Here is a 15,939-nt window from a genome sequence, read left to right on the forward strand (position 1 = left end):
CTCGAACCGAACGGAAATTTGATAAGCCAATGGCCCGCCCCCGTCCCGAAACCTTCGACAAGAAGAAGATCGTCGCCGAAAACCGGCGCGCGAAGTTCGAATATTTCCTGGAGGATGTGTTCGAGGCGGGCATCGCCTTGCAAGGCACCGAGGTCAAATCGCTGCGCTTTGGCGAAGGCAATATCGCCGAAAGCTATGCTGAGGTGAAGGGCAATCAGGTATGGCTGGTCAACAGCAACATTCCCGAATTCAGCCATGGCAACCGGTTCAACCATGAATCCAAGCGCCCCCGCAAATTGTTGCTGCACGAGCGGGAGATTGCCCGGATGCACGGCGCGGTCGAGCGCAAGGGCATGACGCTGGTGCCGCTGGCGCTCTATTTCAACAGCCGCGGCAAGGTGAAGGTCGAGCTGGCGCTGGCCAAGGGCAAGAAGACCCATGACAAGCGCGAGACGATCAAGGAGCGCGACTGGAAGCGCGACCAGCAGCGCATCATGAAGGCGCATAGCTGATGAGCAGACTGACCCGCTGGTGGCATGCCAATTGCCCGACCCGCGAGTCGATGGAGCGCAGCCGCATCCTCGCCCCGGTCGCGCATCGCGTGCTCGAACCATCGCTGTGGCGCTTTACCCGCCGGTCGGTGCCGCGCGGCGTGGCGCTGGGCCTGTTCGTCGGCATATTCCTGATGATCCCGGGCGTGCAGATTGCGGGCGCGGCGCTGCTGGCGCTGCCTTTTCGCGCCAATATTCCGGTCGCCGCCGCCATGACATTCCTGTCCAACCCAGCGACGACGCCGCTGATCCTGATGGCGTCGGTGTGGCTGGGCAACTGGATGCTGGGGCGCAGCGCCGATGCGTCGGGCTTCATGGCGTTGGTCGACGGGCATGCGAGCGTGCGCGAATGGACCGCCTGGCTGGTGTCGGAAGCCGCGCCCGCCATGTTGATCGGCCTGCTGATCATTTCGCTGGTGTGCACCGCGATCGGCTATGTCCTGGCCGACTGGTTCTGGCGCCATCGCATGGGCCGCAAATGGCGGGCGCGCAAATTGAGGATTGGCAAGGTCCATCAAAGCAGGCCATTGGAGAAGGCGGCCGGCGCCTGACGCCGCGGCCGCAGGTTTCGATGGCGATGCAGGGGGTTGGCCGGTCATGGCGGCACGGCTGAAGACGGACGAGGAAGCGTGGCTGGGCCAGCCACCGTCCCCCTTTGTCCTGCCCATGCTGCTGGGCGCGGCCCTGCTGTCGGCGGCTCTCGTCCTCTATGCGGCGGGCAATGGGGTGCTGGCCGCGGGCTTTGCCGCGAGCGTGATCGCCATTGCGGGCCTGATGCGCTGGTATCGCCACCTCTATGCCCCTGCCCTGTCGGACCGGGAGGCGACGCCCGACTGGACGGTCGCGCGCGCCGCCGCCGACGCATCCAACATCGCCATCGCCGTCACCGACCGGTCGGGCCGGCTGGTCTGCGCCAGCGACCTGTTCGGCGAATGGTTTCCCGGCTATCCCACCCCACCGGGCGTCAGCAATGACGCGGGCCTGACCGAAAGCCTGTCGCAGGCTGCGCGCGCGGCCTGGCGCGACGGCGACGGCAAGCTGGAGGGGCTGGCGATGGGGGCGCTGCGGCTGGATGTCGACATTGCCCGCACTGGCCGGACCGAGGATTATCTGCTCTGGCGCTTCACCCCCGTGCGCCAGCCCAGCGCGCTGGACGACGTGCATCGCTTCCTGACCGGGGAGGCCGGGCGACAACTGGGCGAAGCGGGCATCATGGCGGCGATGATCGGCGGAGAGGGGCGCATTCGCGCCGCCAATGGCGCCTTTCTGCTGCGCGCGGCGGGACGCATCGACGCCAATATCACCGGTCGCGACTTTGCCGCGCATATGCGGGTGGACGACAAGGGCCGGCTGTTCTTGGCGCGCGAGGAAAATGGCGGCCTGCCGCTGCGCCTGCTCCAGGTGCCGCTGCGCCGCGCGAGCCAGCCCGGCGCCACGCAGGCGACGGTGCAGGACGGGCCGATGCTGTTGCTGCTGATCGACGAGCCGACCGGCGGGGGCGGCACGTCGGCGCTGTCCTATATCGAAACCCTGCTGTCTCTGCTGCCCTTTGGCCTGGCGATGGCGGACCGCGACGGGCGCATCCTGTTCGTCAACAAGGCGTTCGCACGCGCCGCGGGCCTCAAGTCTGGCGACAAGCCGAGCTATCCGGGCGATCTGGTCGCGCGGGAGGATCAGGCGGCGGTGGCGGACGCGGTGCGGCGCTTTGCCGTCGGCCCGCAAATGTCGGGCGACATCGTGGTGCGCATGCGCGACCAGCCCGACGAACCGACCGCGCTCAGCCTGGCGGGCGTGCGCGGCCTGGGCGAGGCGGCGGTGCTTTTGTCGCTCAAGGACAATAGCGAGGAAAGCAAGCTCAAGCGGCAGGTGGCGCAGGCGACCAAGATGCAGGCGATCGGCCAGCTGGCCGGCGGCGTGGCGCATGATTTCAACAATATCCTGACCGCCATCATCGGCCATTGCGACCTGATGCTGATGCGCCATGTGCCGGGCGACAGCGATTATGACGATATCCAGCAGGTTAAGTCGAACAGCAACCGCGCGGCGGGGCTGACGCGGCAATTGCTTGCCTTTTCCCGGCAGCAGACATTGCGGCCGCAGATATTGCAGTTGCCCGATATCGTGTCGGACGTGTCGAACCTGCTCAAGCGGCTGCTGGGCGAAAATGTCCGGCTGGAGGTCAGCCATGGTCGCAATCTGGGCGCGGTGCGCGCCGATCCCGGGCAGCTGGAACAGGTGATCGTCAACCTGGCCGTCAACGCGCGCGACGCCATGCCCGAAGGCGGCACGCTCAACATCCAGACCTATGCCGTGCCCGCCGCGAAGGCGCGCGAGATGCGCCAGCAGATCCTGCCCATCAGTGACTATACCGCACTGCGCGTGTCGGACACGGGCCTGGGCATTCCGCCCGACATATTGGCGAAGATTTTCGAACCCTTTTTCACCACCAAGGAACTGGGCAAGGGCACGGGTCTGGGCCTCTCCACCGTCTATGGCATCGTCAAGCAGTCGGGCGGCTATATCTTTGCCGAATCCGAACTGGGCCGGGGCGCTAGCTTCGTCATCTACCTGCCCGTCTATGCCGGTGCCGACGCGCAGCAGGAGACGCCGGTACGCGAGCCGGTGAAACGCGCCGAAACCTGGGGATCGGGCACCATATTGCTGGTCGAGGACGAGGATATGGTCCGCGCGGTCGCCGAACGGGCGCTGACACGGCAGGGCTATACGGTGCTGACCGCCAATGACGGCGAACAGGGGCTGGAGGTGCTGGCCGCCCATGACGGCATCGACCTGCTGATTTCCGACGTGGTCATGCCCAATATGGATGGTCCGGCGATGGTGGCGCGGGCGCGCGTCAGTCATCCGCACCTGCCCGTGCTGTTCATGTCCGGCTATGCCGAGGAACAGCTGCGCAAGTCGATCGACATCGCCAATGTCGCCTTCCTGCCCAAGCCCTTTTCCGTCAACCAGTTGGCGCAGGCAGCGCGCGACACCATGGCGATGCAACCCGCCGCCGAATGATCTTGCGCCCGATCACGGCGTGGGGGCTGGGCAAGCGCGCGCCATTGGGCTAGCGAAGCCCCGGTCGAACAAAGGAAACAGGCATGTCGGACGCAAAATCCATCCTCGTCGTCGAAGATGAAGCGATGATCGGCATGATGCTTGAGGATTATCTCGACGCACTCGGCTATCGGCTGCACGCGCTGGTCGCGACGGTGGATGAAGGATGTGAGCAGGCCCGCCGCGGCGGCTTTGACGGCGCGCTGCTCGATTGCAATTTGCAGGGCGAGAAAAGCTGGCCGATCGCCGACATATTGGCGCAGGCGGGGATTCCCTTCGCCTTTGCGACCGGGGGCATGGCCGACGACCTGCCGCCCGCCCATGCCGATCGGCCGACGCTCGCCAAGCCCTTCACCGTGGGTGCGGTGGAGCGGGTGCTCGGCCGGATTGTAGGCGATTGAGGCGGGATTTTTCCGGCCGATAGGAAAATTCCGTTCCCCCCTTGTTCCATGAGAACAAATGGGATACATCATTGTCCAGCGCCGGCAGATTCGGCGCGATCCGCTTGACAGGGGATGGGCCGATGACCGCAATGCTGCAACTTATCGATTCCAAGAAGACGGGGAATATGGACAGACAAAAAGCATTGGATGCCGCGCTCGCCCAGATCGACCGCGCTTTTGGCAAGGGCTCGGCGATGAAGCTGGGGTCGCGCGAAAAGATCGAGATCGAATCCATTTCGACCGGATCGCTGGGGCTCGATATCGCGCTGGGCATTGGCGGCCTGCCCAAGGGCCGCATCATCGAGATTTACGGGCCGGAAAGCTCGGGCAAGACGACGCTGACGCTGCATGCCATCGCCGAAGCGCAGAAGGCGGGCGGAACGGCCGCGTTCGTCGACGCCGAACATGCGCTGGACCCGGCCTATGCCAAGAAGCTGGGCGTCGATATCGACGAACTGATCGTGTCGCAGCCCGATACGGGCGAACAGGCGCTGGAAATCGTCGACACACTGGTGCGGTCGAACGCGATCGACATATTGGTGATCGATTCGGTCGCCGCGCTGGTGCCGCGGGCGGAGATTGAGGGCGAGATGGGCGACAGCCATGTCGGTTTGCAGGCGCGGCTGATGAGCCAGGCGCTGCGTAAGCTGACCGGCTCCATTTCCCGCTCCAAATGCATGGTGATCTTCATCAACCAGGTGCGCATGAAGATTGGCGTGATGTACGGCAATCCGGAAACCACGACCGGCGGCAATGCGCTCAAATTCTACGCCTCGGTCCGACTCGACATCCGCCGTACCGGCCAGATCAAGGATCGCGACGATATTGTCGGCAATGCGACCCGCGTGAAGGTGGTCAAGAATAAGGTCGCCCCGCCGTTCAAGCAGGTCGAATTCGACATCATGTATGGCGAGGGCATTTCCAAGATCGGCGAACTGCTCGACATTGGCGTGAAGGCCGGGCTGGTGGAGAAATCCGGCGCCTGGTTCTCCTATGACTCGATCCGCATTGGTCAGGGTCGTGAAAATGCCAAGACCTATCTGAAAGAGCATCCCGAACTGGCCGATCGGCTGGAAAAGGCGATCCGCGGCAAGACCGAGGAAGTGGCCGACGGGATGATGACCGGACCCGATGCGGAGGATGATGGCGAATAAGCCGGACAGGCGCGCTGGCCGGATCAACCGGCGCGCCGTTCGCACATGACTCGCCCGCCTGGCGCATCACGCACCGAAAAGGCCCGCCGCGCCCCCCGCGCTGCGGGCCTTTTACCGTTGGCAATCGCCGGATCGGGCCGCCGCATTTCGCCCGGTGGCCTTTCCCGCCACGATGGCGATTGCGTCCGCAAAATCCCAACTTTGGCCCCAGTCGAGTGGCGCGCTGGTGGGTGCAAGCCACGCAAATCGCTCGAACGTGTCGACCGCTGCGCTACGGGCAGCGGCAGCGGCGGTTGTGACCTCGGGAGGCTATGTGCGTGGGCCAGCCCGCACGGTGTTAAACGGAGTGAACAGGATAGCGGGCTCGTCGTCAGGGATCGATGCGCCGGTGGCGGAAAGATGGCTCATGCGGTCGGCTTCGGTCGTTGCGACAAGGACGTGGGCCACCGGCGCAATGTCACGAGGATTAGTCCCGCCAATCTGACAAGAGAATGAGTGGGAATGCGTCATTAAGCGCGCACCAATTCTGCTGACACCACGGCCGCTGTCCATATCGTCCGACGCATCCCCAGCCTTTCAACCCTGCCGTCACGCTGGCGCCGCCCGCCCCGCTCGGGCCGCAGGCGAACGGCTCCAAGATGCCTGAGGTCGCTCCCTCCCGATCGCCTTGATCGATGGCGCTTGCGTCGGGCCTGCAGGACAGCGAAGCTGCGCGGCACGGGCCGATTCGCGCCCGCTCTCCAAATCTGGACCATCCCCATGCGCATCGCGATCGAAGCGATTCTCGACTATGACTTCGCCTGCCCCACCGATGTGCTGTTAGCGGTCGAAGCCGCGGCGGTGCCCGACCAGCGCGTGCTCACACAATCCCATATCATCAACAATGCAGGCCCGCTGACCAACAAGGTCGGCGGCAGCGGCATCGGCCGGCGGACCTGGACCCGCACCGGCACGGGACGCATGGTCAGCACCTATCGCGCGACCATGGCAATCGACCGCGCTCCGATCGAGATTCGTCACCTGCCCCGCAGTCCGCTGCCCAGCCTGCCCGAAGACGTGCTGCCCTTCATCTGGCCGAGCCGTTATTGCGAGGCCGATCGCTTCGGCAGTTTTGTCGGCGGCCATTTTCCCGATCTGGACGGCGGGGCGCTGGTACAGGCGCTGGTCGATTGGGTGCGCGACAATGTCGCCTATGTGTCAGGCAGTTCGACCGTCACGACAACGGCCGCCGACACCTTCGTCGCGCAGCAGGGCGTGTGCCGCGACTTCGCGCATCTGACGGCCGCGTTGATCCGGTCGCGCGACATTCCCGCGCGGCTGGTGTCGGTCTATGCGCTCGATCTCGACCCGCCCGATTTCCACGCGGTGGTGGAGGTCTGGCTGGACGGGGCCTGGCACCTTATCGATGCGACCGGGCTGGCGCCGGTGGAGACGATGGCGCGCATCGCCGTGGGCCGGGATGCGACCGACATCGCCTTCATGACCATCTTCGGCGGCGGGCAGATGAACGCCCAGTCGATCCGCGTCAGCCGCCTGCCCGACGAGGACTGAGCGGCGGGGTCAGGCCCACCAGGTCGCCACCTCCTCCACCGCCGCGCGCGCCGCGGCGGGATCGGGCGTTTCGTTGGCGTCGCCATAGCCGAACCAGTCATCCTCGCCGACCGGCTGGACGACGATGCCGTCGCGCCGCGCGAGCAGCGCGATGCCGTGATAATAGATGCCGAAGGTCGCGCCCGGCTGCGGGATCAGCCAGGCAATCTGGCCGCGCACCGGCACAATGCTCTCATCGCGCCACAGCGCCCGTGCGCCATAGCCGGTGCAGTTGATGATCACCTTTTCGCGAAGTGCGGCAAGGTCGCCGGGCGCGTGGAAGATGCGCGGTTCGATCCGCCCGCCAGCGAGCAGGAAATCGCTGGTCAATTGATGGGCGAGATCAGCGACGTTGAAGGTGAGTGAGGAATTGCGGCGGACGCGGTCGGCGCGAAAGGGGTGCGCGCCGCGCGGCAGTTCCACCGAGCGCGGCGTGATGTCGCGCAGCCGCCCTTCCAGACGGAGAAAGGCGTCGGGGCGTGGGGGCGCGGGCGCGACGGGCGCGATGGTCGGTGCGGCGGCTGGCGCATCGGACAGGATGTAGCGGTCGGTCCATTCGACCGGATCGCCCGGCAGGCCGAGAAAACTCTGATAACGAGCGAAGGAGGTGCGCGCCATCGTCTCCCACCGGTCGGCAAACCCGACATCGACCGCGCCCGCCATCGCGATGCGGCTGTCGGGCGACCAGGTGCCGGTAGCGCGGGCAGAGCGGACATCGGGAAACTGCTCCTTGGCGTAGATGGTGACGCGCGCGCCGGCGCGCTGCGCCGTCAAGGCTGCGGTAAGGCCCAGCGCACCCGCGCCGATGACGGCGATGTCGCGCACGCCATCAGCCATGGCGAGCGGAACCGCCAGCTGCGCCGATCCCCAGCTCAACGTCCAGCCGCTGCCGCCATGGCCATAATTGTGGACGACGCGCTTGCGCCCGACCTGCTCAACCTCGATGCGCGGGCCGGCGGCGCGAAAGGGGCGCAGGCAGACGGTGGTGCGGAAGATGCGGTCCACGCTGGCGCGGATCGGTTCCACTCCGGCCAGGGCGTTGAAGGGCGACGCTGCCCCTGCCCGCGCGGCCATTAGCAACAGCGCACCACCGCCCGGCCCCGCGCGCAGAAAATGCCGTCTGTCCATGATCATCCCTTCATGCTGCGCCACCGACAACAACGAAGCAGGCGGCCAAATCCCGCCGACTGTTCGCCACAAAATGATCCGACACAACCCAGATCATGGACAAGCGTCAAATGCGAACATAGAAGGAACATCATGGCGCAGATGTCCACCCGGCAGAAACTCGAAATATTGGCAGACGCCGCCAAATATGATGCGTCCTGCGCATCGTCCGGGACGGCAAAGCGCGATTCGCGTGGCGGCAAGGGGATCGGATCGACCGAGAGCATGGGCATTTGCCATGCTTATGCGCCCGATGGCCGATGCATATCGCTGCTCAAGATCCTGCTGACCAACAGCTGCATTTTCGATTGCCATTATTGCATCAATCGCCGGTCGAGCGATGTGCGGCGCGCGCGGTTTACCGCCAGGGAAGTGGTGGACCTGACGCTCAATTTCTATCGCCGTAATTATATCGAGGGTCTGTTCCTCTCGTCGGGCATCATCCGATCGTCGGACTATACGATGGAGCAGATGGTCGAAGTGGCGCGGTCGCTGCGCGAGGATCATGATTTTCGCGGCTATATCCATTTGAAAACCATCCCCGATGCCGACCCAGATTTGCTGCGGCAGGCGGGGCTGCATGCCGACCGGCTGTCAATCAATGTCGAATTGCCGACGGAAGGGGGCCTCAAGCGGCTGGCGCCGGAGAAGGACAGCGCGCGGATCGAAGGGGCGATGCGGCATTTGCGCACCGAAATGGAGGACAAGGGCGAGGCGCGGCGGAAATATCGCCACGCGCCCCGCTTCGCGCCGGCGGGGCAATCGACGCAGATGATCGTCGGGGCGGATGCGGCGGATGATCGCGCGATCATCACGCGCGCCAGCAGCCTCTATGACAGGCATCGTCTGCGCCGCGTCTATTACAGCGCCTTTTCCCCCATCCCTTCGCCCAGCGCGGTGCTGCCGCTCAAGCGACCGCCATTGCTGCGCGAACATCGGCTATACCAGTCGGACTGGATGATGCGTTTCTATGGCTATGACGCGCTGGAGATCGCGGCGGCGACCGATGCGGCGACCGGCTGCCTGCCGCTCGACATCGATCCCAAGCTCGCCTGGGCGCTCAACCATCGCGCCCATTTCCCGGTCGACGTCAACCGCGCCCCGCGCGAGGCGCTGCTGCGCGTGCCGGGACTGGGGGTGAAAGCGGTGGATCGCATCCTTGCCAGCCGGCGGCACCGACGCTTGCGGCTGGAGGATGTCGCGCGGCTAACCGTTTCCATCACCAAATTGCGGCCGTTTCTGGTAGCGGCGGACTGGCGGCCGATGACGCTGACCGACAGCGTCGACCTGCGCGCGAGGCTGGCCCCGCCCGCCAAGCAACTGGATCTGTTTGCGGCGTAAGGGTCGGGACGAATTTGGATGGTCTGCAAACGACCAGTTTTTGCCGTCAGCGGCGATCAGCGCAATTCACGATTGCTGACATTCGACCAACGATGCAGTTTGGCCGAATGCAACACGCTTCAATCGTCGGATTCTTGTCAGGCACTGTCTCGCCTGAAATTCTAGCCACAGAGATAGCTGCTGAGGTCGCGGCCTTTAGAGCATCTCTTAAGGCAACCGCGAGCGGGCATATCATGATTTCTGACGGCCCGTTGTATCTCGTGACAAGAAATGGCGCGCGTAGACTGCTTGAGGCGGTCGCCAATGGACAGCTACCCTTCGACGCGGCGAACTACGTCGCAGAATGCATCGTCTTGAATGATCATTTCGATTTCGCAGACGAAGCTGTGCGGGATGCCATATACCTTGTGGAAGACGATACCGGACGCTTCGTAGCGGGCGAGGATGATTGGCGTCCGACGCGCGACGAAATCCTCACTGCGCTGGCACTGCTCGATTGAACGTCCGATTACATGGTTTCGATCACCGGAAGCAGACAGTCTCCTATCCACCCAACCCAGCCATCCGACGAACGTCAATTTATCCCCGCCTCGTGGCAATTTCGGGTTGATTGACAGCGCCCTGTACGAAATACTGCTGATAAGGTCGGACAAGGAGATTGGGTCGTGGCGACGACATTGGGCCATCGGGCGGACCGCAAGGGCTTCGCCAAGCGGATCAGCAGCCATCTGGCGGCGGCGCTCGTGGTCTTTTGCCTGGCGCAGATTTTCATTGTCGCGAAAATGGGCGGATCGCTCGCGCTGCACCTAGGTATCATCGTCGCGATCGGCGGCTATGCGGTGGCGGCGCGCGGGCTGGAGCGCCGCTGGCAGATGCTGGACGCAAGCGGCTTGTCGCATAGCGGGCTTGCCTTGCGCTTTCGCCGCGATCTGGTGCAGCTCTGGGGCGCCTGCGTGATCGGCGCGTTGCTGTGGATTCCCGTCGCCATCATCTTTCGGTTCCTGTTCGGCTGAAAGTCGGAGCCAATCCGCGCGCGCGTCGTTCTCCCCCTCGACAAGAGGAGAAGCGACCATGGCCGACGCCACCATATTCCACCGCCTGAAACAGGATCATGATAGCCACCGCCAGCTGTTCAAGAAGATGGACGAGGCGCAGGGCGATGATGATCGGCTGAAAAAGCTGTTCGACCAGTTCAAGGTCGAAGCGACCGCCCATGCCGCGGCGGAGGAAGAAACGCTTTACGCCACCATGCTCGCTCGCCCCGATCTGCGCGAGGATGCCCAGCATAGCGTGTCCGAGCATAAGGAAATCGACGATTATCTGGAAGAGATGGAAGAGCAGGACTTCAACGGCAAGGAGTGGCGCGAGACGTTCGCGCAGCTGAAGAAGCGTTACCTGCATCATATCGACGAGGAAGAGGAAGAGATGTTCCCCGACGCGGCCAAGGACCTGACCGCCGAAGAGGAAAAGACACTGGGCGCCAAGTTCGCCGAGCGCAAGCCTGCCGAACTGGAACGCGCCAAGGCCGAGGACTGATCCCTGCCTCCCCCGGCCGGCCATCAGGGCGTATCCATGCACCGCGTAGTGCTGGATGCGCCCGATGATTTCGAAGGCTGGCGCGATGCCGCGCGGCGGCTGGCGATTGCGGGGGTCGAGCCGGATCATGTGACCTGGCAGATAAGGGGCGAGAGCGGCGACCTGTTCGGCGACGCGCCTTTGCCCCCTGCGCCGGAACGGGCGGCCTTTTCCGTACCGCGCGCGTTCGTCGCCCTAGCCGAGACGGTGGTGTTGCATAGCGACGCGGAGCGCTTCGCCTTGCTCTATCAGCTTTTGACACGACTGCGCGATCAGCCGGGTCTGATGGAGGACAAGGCCGATCCGTTGCTTCGGCGGATCGACATGCTGGCCAAGGCGGTGCGGCGTGATATCCACAAGATGCGCGCCTTCGTCCGGTTTCGGGAAGTGGAAGAGGACGGCGCGGCGCGCTTCGTCGCCTGGTTCGAACCGGACCATCATATCGTGCGCGCCAATGCAGGCTTTTTCGTGCGCCGCTTCGCCACGATGCGCTGGTCGATCCTGACACCCGAGATCAGTATCCATTGGGATGGCGAAACGCTGCGCGAGGGACCGGGCGCGACCCGCGCCGACGCGCCGGAGGGCGACCCGGTCGAGGCGCTGTGGAAGGGCTATTATGCCGCGATCTTCAATCCGGCCCGGCTCAAGACCGGGGCCATGCTGTCCGAAATGCCCAAGAAATATTGGCGCAACCTGCCAGAGGCGGCGCTTATCCCCGACCTGGTCGCCGGCGCGCAGGCGCGGGAGGCGGCGATGATCGCCAGTGCACCGCGTGCGCCGGCGCAACCGGGTGGCGGCAAGGCCGGCAAGGCGGGCGCGGGCGGTAACAGCGGGACAGCTTGGGCGGCGGTGCGGGAGGAAGCGTTGGGCTGCACCCGCTGCCCGCTGCATCAGGGGGCGACGCAGACCGTGTTTGGCGAAGGACCGCTCGACGCGCCGCTGATGTTCATTGGCGAGCAGCCGGGCGATCAGGAGGACCAGGCCGGCCGCCCCTTTGTCGGACCGGCGGGTCAGTTGCTGGATCAGGCGTTGATCGAGGCGGGCGTGGACCGGGCGCGCGCCTATGTCACCAACGCGGTCAAGCATTTCAAGTTCGAAGCGCGCGGCAAGCGGCGCATCCACCAGACCCCCGACGCGGGAGAGGTGCAGGCATGCCGATGGTGGCTGACCCAGGAGTTGGACATCGTGCGGCCGCGCCTGATCGTGGCGCTGGGGGCGACGGCGGCGCGGGCGATGCTGGGCAAGGCCGTGACGATCAGCCGCACGCGCGGCTCCGCGATCACGCTGGACAATGGCGCTGAAGGATGGGTGACGGTGCACCCCAGCTATTTGCTGCGCGTCCCCGACGAAGCGAAGAAGGCGGAAGAACGCGCGCGGTTCGTCGAAGATCTGCGGGTGATCGGGGAGCGGGTGAAGGCGCTGGCATAAACTTGCGTTTGCCAATCATCGTGCCACGCGCAAAATGCCTTATTCTCAGCCAACGAAGGTTTCAGCTGACTATCTGCAATCGAAATGAGGATTCTTCTGGTCCTTTACGCAGCCTATGCTGCGGTCATGCTGCTGATTATCGGAACGATTCGACTGCCGCCCGAGAATATGGCGGCGGCCCGCCCTGTCATGAAGCGGATGGCTGAAATCAGCCGAGGCGAAGCGGGCTGCATGGACTATGTTTACGCCGAAGATGTGTTCGAGCCTGGCCTCATTCACGTCAAGGAGATGTGGGCCGACCAGCTCGCCCTCGACCGTCACTTCAACGCTGCTCATCTCCATGAATGGCGATCTACATGGGCGAGCCTTGGCATCGGAGAGCGCCACTTGCAGGTTTATGAAGTCGGTGCACCGCGATCTACATGACCGACCTTCGGCTTTTGCATGAAATAGGGCATGCCGGAGTCCGATGCTGAATGTAGCCGGCCATTCATGGGTAGGTACGCCCCCCATCCAACCTGTTAATGTCCACGCTCACCCGGCGCTCAAATCATGTTTTTTCATGCAATGGCGCAGCTGATCGTAGGTGAGGCCAAGGCCCTTGGCGGTGGCGCGCTGGTTGTAGCGGTAGCGTTCGAGGGCGGCGCGGACGATGGCGGCTTCATAGGCGTCGACCGCGGCCTTGAGGTCGCTGATGCCGTCACAGGGCGAGGATAAGGATGCGGGCGCGGCTGGCGGGAGGGAGGGGGCTTCTTCGCGCGTTTCAGGGCGCGGCATCATCGCGCGCGGTTTCCAGGGAGAGGCGAAGGGGTCGAAGGTGATACGGCTGATCGGCCGGGCGGGATCGTCCCAGCGATAGACCGCGCGTTCCACCACGTTGCGCAGTTCACGCACATTGCCGGGCCAGCCATGCCCTTCCAGTTCGGCGGCGCAGGCAGCGGTGAAGCCGGGCCATTGCGGCCAGTTGATTTCTGCGGCCATACGGCGGCCGAAATGATCGGCAAGCACCGCGACATCGCCTTCGCGCGCGCGCAGCGGCGGCAGGGTGATGACTTCGAAACTCAGCCGGTCGAGCAGGTCGGGGCGAAAACGACCGGCATCGGCGGCGGCGGGCAGGTCTTCATTGGTGGCGGCGACGATGCGGACATCGACCCGAACGGGTTTCGATGCGCCGATGCGCGTGACCTCCCCATACTCCACCACACGGAGTAGTCTTTCTTGCGCCGCCATCGACAATGTGCCGAGTTCATCGAGGAAGAGCGTGCCACCATCGGCTTCCTCGAACCGGCCGGGGCGCGCGCGGTTGGCGCCGGTGAAGGCGCCCTGTTCATGGCCGAACAGCTCTGCCTCGATCAAGGTTTCGGGCAACGCCGCGCAATTCATGGTGATGAGCGGTTCGCCCCAGCGTGGGGAGAGGTGATGCAGGCGTTCGGCGATCAGTTCCTTGCCGGTGCCGCGTTCACCGATGACCAGCACCGGGCGATTGAGCTCGGCGGCGCGCCCGGCCTGCTCCACCGCATCGAGAAAGGCGAAGCTCTGGCCGATAAATTGCGTATTTTTCTCCATGCGCCAACTTATGGTGAAATTTCCCACCCCTTGGCAAGAGGGATACCGCCGGCACTAGATTAAAACGCCCCGAAGGCGCGCAATTCTGCCACTTTTCGAAAATTGGCACGCCCCCTGCAAAGCTATCGGCAATCCGCAGCAAGATGCGGAAATCATATGAAGGCCAAGGTTCAGGGAGCAAGAAACATGGAAAAGACCACCAATATGCGCGAAATCGGCCAGCTGATGTCAGTCGCCATCGCCGCCGTCCTGTTCGGATCCACGATGATCCTGTCGGCGGTCGGCCCGGCCCGCGCCAGCGAAGCGCCGATCCTCGCGTCGAGCGACATGCCTGCCCCCGCCCGTTATCTGGCGTAAGGGCAAGGGCCAAACCACAAGAACACGCACCAGGAGCCAAGACATGGGTATTTTTTCCCGCACCCGAGACATCATCGCCGCCAATGTCACCGACTTGCTCGACAAGGCGGAAGACCCGGCGAAGATGATCCGCATGATCATCCTTGAGATGGAAGAGACGCTGGTCGAGGTGCGCGCGTCCGCCGCCCGCACGATCGCCGACCAGAAGGAAATGCGCCGGCACATCGCCAAGCTGACCGCGTTGCAGGACAGCTGGACCGAGAAGGCGCAGCTTGCCCTGTCGAAGGACCGCGAGGACCTGGCCAAGGCGGCATTGGTCGAGCGGCAGAAAGCGGCCGACATGGCCGAGCATCTGGCGCACGAGATCGAGACGCTGGACGAGGCGCTGAAGGCTTCGGAAGAGGATATCGCCAAGTTGCAGGGCAAGCTGCGCGAAGCCCGCGCCCGCCAGAACAGCCTGGTGAGCCGTATGGAAAGCGCACAGAACCGCCTGCGGGTGCGCGAAGCCTATGCCGGCGAGAAGGTCAACGACGCCTTTGCCCGGTTCGACATGCTGGAACGCCGCGTGGACATGGCCGAAGGCCGCGCCGACGCCATGGGCCTGGGCCAGCAGCCCAAGACGCTGGAGGAAGAGATTGCCGAGCTGAAGTCGGCCGACAAAGTCGATGCCGATCTCGCCGCTCTGAAGGCCAGCATGAACAAGGAAGGCTGACCCGATGGAAGAGGTGTTCCTGCCCATCATGATCTGCGGCATGCTGTTCATCGGCATGCCCTGGCTGATCTTCCACTATGTCACCAAGTGGAAGCAGGCCCCCAAGATCACCGACGAGGACGAGAAGCTGCTGGATGAACTCCACCTTCTCGCCCGCCGGCTGGAAGACAGGCTGCAGACGGTCGAACGGATCGTCGCCGCCGACAATCCCGATTTCCGCCCGCAACGTCCGGCACAGGACGACAGCTACACTTTCGACCGGAGGAACTGACATGAGCGCCCGCCGCACCAAATTCTATCTCGACAAGAAGAACGGGAAGTTCATGGGCGTGTGCTCCGGCATCGCCGACTATACCGGGATCGACGTGGTCTGGGTTCGCGTCGCGATGGTCCTGTCCTTCTTCATCGTGGGCTGGACCCTGCTGGGCTATTTCGTGATCGGCTTTGTCGCCGACACCAAGCCCAATGACCTCTACAGCGACCGGGACGACGAGAAATTCTGGCAAGGGGTGCGCGCCAATCCGGCCCGTTCCACCCGCGACGTCCGGTCCAAATTCCGCGACATCGACCGCCGGCTCGCCGACATCGAACTCTATTATACCAGCCGCAACACGCGCCTGGCTGACGAAATCGACAGTCTGCGCTGAGCCCCGCATCCTTAAGGGAGGAGAGAGCCAATGACTTTTGCCGGACCCAATTTCGTGATCGCCATCATCGCCCTGTCCATGGGCGCCTGGGTCATCACAACCTGGATGCGCGTCAAGCACGGCTATCCGGTTACGGATGATAACGGAAACACCGTTCATCGAACCGATCCCGACGCCGGTCGAAAAATCGACCTCCTGTCCAGCGAAAACGAAAAGCTGGTGGGCCGGATCAGCCGGCTGGAGGAACGCATCGCCGTGCTGGAGCGGATCGCCACCGATCCCGCCACCCGGACGGCCCGTGAAATCGACGCGCTGCGCTGAGCCGGTGTGAGCCAAGGGAAGTAAGGG

Annotated in this window: 19 protein-coding genes; 17 read left to right on the forward strand and 2 right to left on the reverse strand. The window is 64.2% G+C overall.

The features are described 5' to 3' along the window. The first annotated feature begins 29 nt into the window (after positions 1–29). The 6 genes from smpB to SKA58_RS14590 all read left to right on the forward strand — a co-directional run bounded on the left by smpB (position 30) and on the right by SKA58_RS14590 (position 6,759). Positions 30–512 (forward strand): SsrA-binding protein SmpB, encoded by a 483-nt coding sequence (smpB, locus tag SKA58_RS14565; protein WP_037543240.1) that lies wholly within the window; start codon positions 30–32, stop codon positions 510–512. After that, positions 509–1,102 (forward strand): DUF2062 domain-containing protein, encoded by a 594-nt coding sequence (locus tag SKA58_RS14570; RefSeq protein ID WP_037543243.1) that lies wholly within the window; start codon positions 509–511, stop codon positions 1,100–1,102. Before smpB ends, SKA58_RS14570 begins: the two co-directional genes overlap by 4 nt. 46 nt (positions 1,103–1,148) lie before the next feature. After that, positions 1,149–3,572, forward strand: a complete 2,424-nt coding sequence (locus tag SKA58_RS14575; RefSeq protein WP_009823230.1) for a hybrid sensor histidine kinase/response regulator — start codon at positions 1,149–1,151, stop codon at positions 3,570–3,572. Positions 3,573–3,655: 83 nt separating this feature from the next. Continuing rightward, entirely contained in the window at positions 3,656–4,012 is a 357-nt protein-coding gene (locus SKA58_RS14580) for a sensory transduction regulatory protein (RefSeq protein ID WP_009823231.1), read from the forward strand. 122 nt (positions 4,013–4,134) lie between these two features. Further along, on the forward strand, positions 4,135–5,208 hold the full coding sequence (gene recA / locus SKA58_RS14585; RefSeq protein ID WP_037543685.1) for a recombinase RecA: 1,074 nt from the start codon (positions 4,135–4,137) through the stop codon (positions 5,206–5,208). 759 nt (positions 5,209–5,967) lie between these two features. Further along, positions 5,968–6,759, forward strand: a complete 792-nt coding sequence (locus SKA58_RS14590) for a transglutaminase-like domain-containing protein (protein WP_009823233.1) — start codon at positions 5,968–5,970, stop codon at positions 6,757–6,759. Between the two features lie 9 nt (positions 6,760–6,768). Here the strand turns inward: SKA58_RS14590 and SKA58_RS14595 are convergent, their stop codons facing one another. Beyond that, positions 6,769–7,926 (reverse strand): FAD-dependent oxidoreductase, encoded by a 1,158-nt coding sequence (locus tag SKA58_RS14595; protein ID WP_037543687.1) that lies wholly within the window; start codon positions 7,924–7,926, stop codon positions 6,769–6,771. Between the two features lie 132 nt (positions 7,927–8,058). Between SKA58_RS14595 and SKA58_RS14600 the strand changes: the two genes are divergently transcribed. The 6 genes from SKA58_RS14600 to SKA58_RS14625 all read left to right on the forward strand — a co-directional run bounded on the left by SKA58_RS14600 (position 8,059) and on the right by SKA58_RS14625 (position 12,735). Then, on the forward strand, positions 8,059–9,306 hold the full coding sequence (locus SKA58_RS14600) for a putative DNA modification/repair radical SAM protein (protein ID WP_009823235.1): 1,248 nt from the start codon (positions 8,059–8,061) through the stop codon (positions 9,304–9,306). Between the two features lie 92 nt (positions 9,307–9,398). Continuing rightward, positions 9,399–9,806 (forward strand): hypothetical protein, encoded by a 408-nt coding sequence (locus SKA58_RS14605; protein WP_232209438.1) that lies wholly within the window; start codon positions 9,399–9,401, stop codon positions 9,804–9,806. Positions 9,807–9,971: 165 nt separating this feature from the next. Beyond that, the gene (locus SKA58_RS14610) at positions 9,972–10,319 is read left to right on the forward strand and encodes a hypothetical protein (protein ID WP_009823237.1); all 348 of its coding nucleotides are present in this window, start codon (positions 9,972–9,974) and stop codon (positions 10,317–10,319) included. 58 nt (positions 10,320–10,377) lie between these two features. Continuing rightward, positions 10,378–10,842: a hemerythrin domain-containing protein gene (locus SKA58_RS14615; protein WP_009823238.1), complete on the forward strand. Its 465-nt coding sequence runs from the start codon at positions 10,378–10,380 to the stop codon at positions 10,840–10,842. 36 nt (positions 10,843–10,878) lie between these two features. After that, on the forward strand, positions 10,879–12,309 hold the full coding sequence (locus SKA58_RS14620; RefSeq protein WP_009823239.1) for a UdgX family uracil-DNA binding protein: 1,431 nt from the start codon (positions 10,879–10,881) through the stop codon (positions 12,307–12,309). 126 nt (positions 12,310–12,435) lie between these two features. After that, positions 12,436–12,735 (forward strand): putative quinol monooxygenase, encoded by a 300-nt coding sequence (locus tag SKA58_RS14625; protein WP_037543689.1) that lies wholly within the window; start codon positions 12,436–12,438, stop codon positions 12,733–12,735. A gap of 108 nt (positions 12,736–12,843) precedes the next feature. On the opposite strand, the gene pspF is transcribed toward SKA58_RS14625, so the two are convergent. Further along, positions 12,844–13,875, reverse strand: a complete 1,032-nt coding sequence (gene pspF, locus SKA58_RS14630) for a phage shock protein operon transcriptional activator (RefSeq protein WP_009823241.1) — start codon at positions 13,873–13,875, stop codon at positions 12,844–12,846. Between the two features lie 186 nt (positions 13,876–14,061). Here pspF and SKA58_RS20110 point away from each other — a divergent pair, with 186 nt between their 5' ends. Genes SKA58_RS20110 through SKA58_RS14655 form a run of 5 tightly spaced genes read left to right on the forward strand, consistent with a single transcriptional unit; the run spans position 14,062 to position 15,912 of the window. Next, the gene (locus tag SKA58_RS20110; protein ID WP_169534108.1) at positions 14,062–14,232 is read left to right on the forward strand and encodes a hypothetical protein; all 171 of its coding nucleotides are present in this window, start codon (positions 14,062–14,064) and stop codon (positions 14,230–14,232) included. Positions 14,233–14,275: 43 nt separating this feature from the next. Continuing rightward, positions 14,276–14,944, forward strand: a complete 669-nt coding sequence (pspA, locus tag SKA58_RS14640; RefSeq protein WP_009823243.1) for a phage shock protein PspA — start codon at positions 14,276–14,278, stop codon at positions 14,942–14,944. A gap of 4 nt (positions 14,945–14,948) precedes the next feature. Then, complete coding sequence (pspB, locus tag SKA58_RS14645; RefSeq protein ID WP_009823244.1) at positions 14,949–15,215, forward strand: envelope stress response membrane protein PspB; 267 nt, start codon at positions 14,949–14,951, stop codon at positions 15,213–15,215. A 1-nt stretch (position 15,216) separates the two neighbouring features. Next, positions 15,217–15,591: an envelope stress response membrane protein PspC gene (pspC, locus tag SKA58_RS14650; protein WP_009823245.1), complete on the forward strand. Its 375-nt coding sequence runs from the start codon at positions 15,217–15,219 to the stop codon at positions 15,589–15,591. A gap of 30 nt (positions 15,592–15,621) precedes the next feature. Next, the gene (locus SKA58_RS14655; protein ID WP_009823246.1) at positions 15,622–15,912 is read left to right on the forward strand and encodes a hypothetical protein; all 291 of its coding nucleotides are present in this window, start codon (positions 15,622–15,624) and stop codon (positions 15,910–15,912) included. Positions 15,913–15,939 lie beyond the last annotated feature (27 nt).

Origin of the sequence: Sphingomonas sp. SKA58 (genome assembly GCF_000153545.1) — a bacterium.
Classification (GTDB): Bacteria; Pseudomonadota; Alphaproteobacteria; order Sphingomonadales; family Sphingomonadaceae; genus Sphingobium; species Sphingobium soli.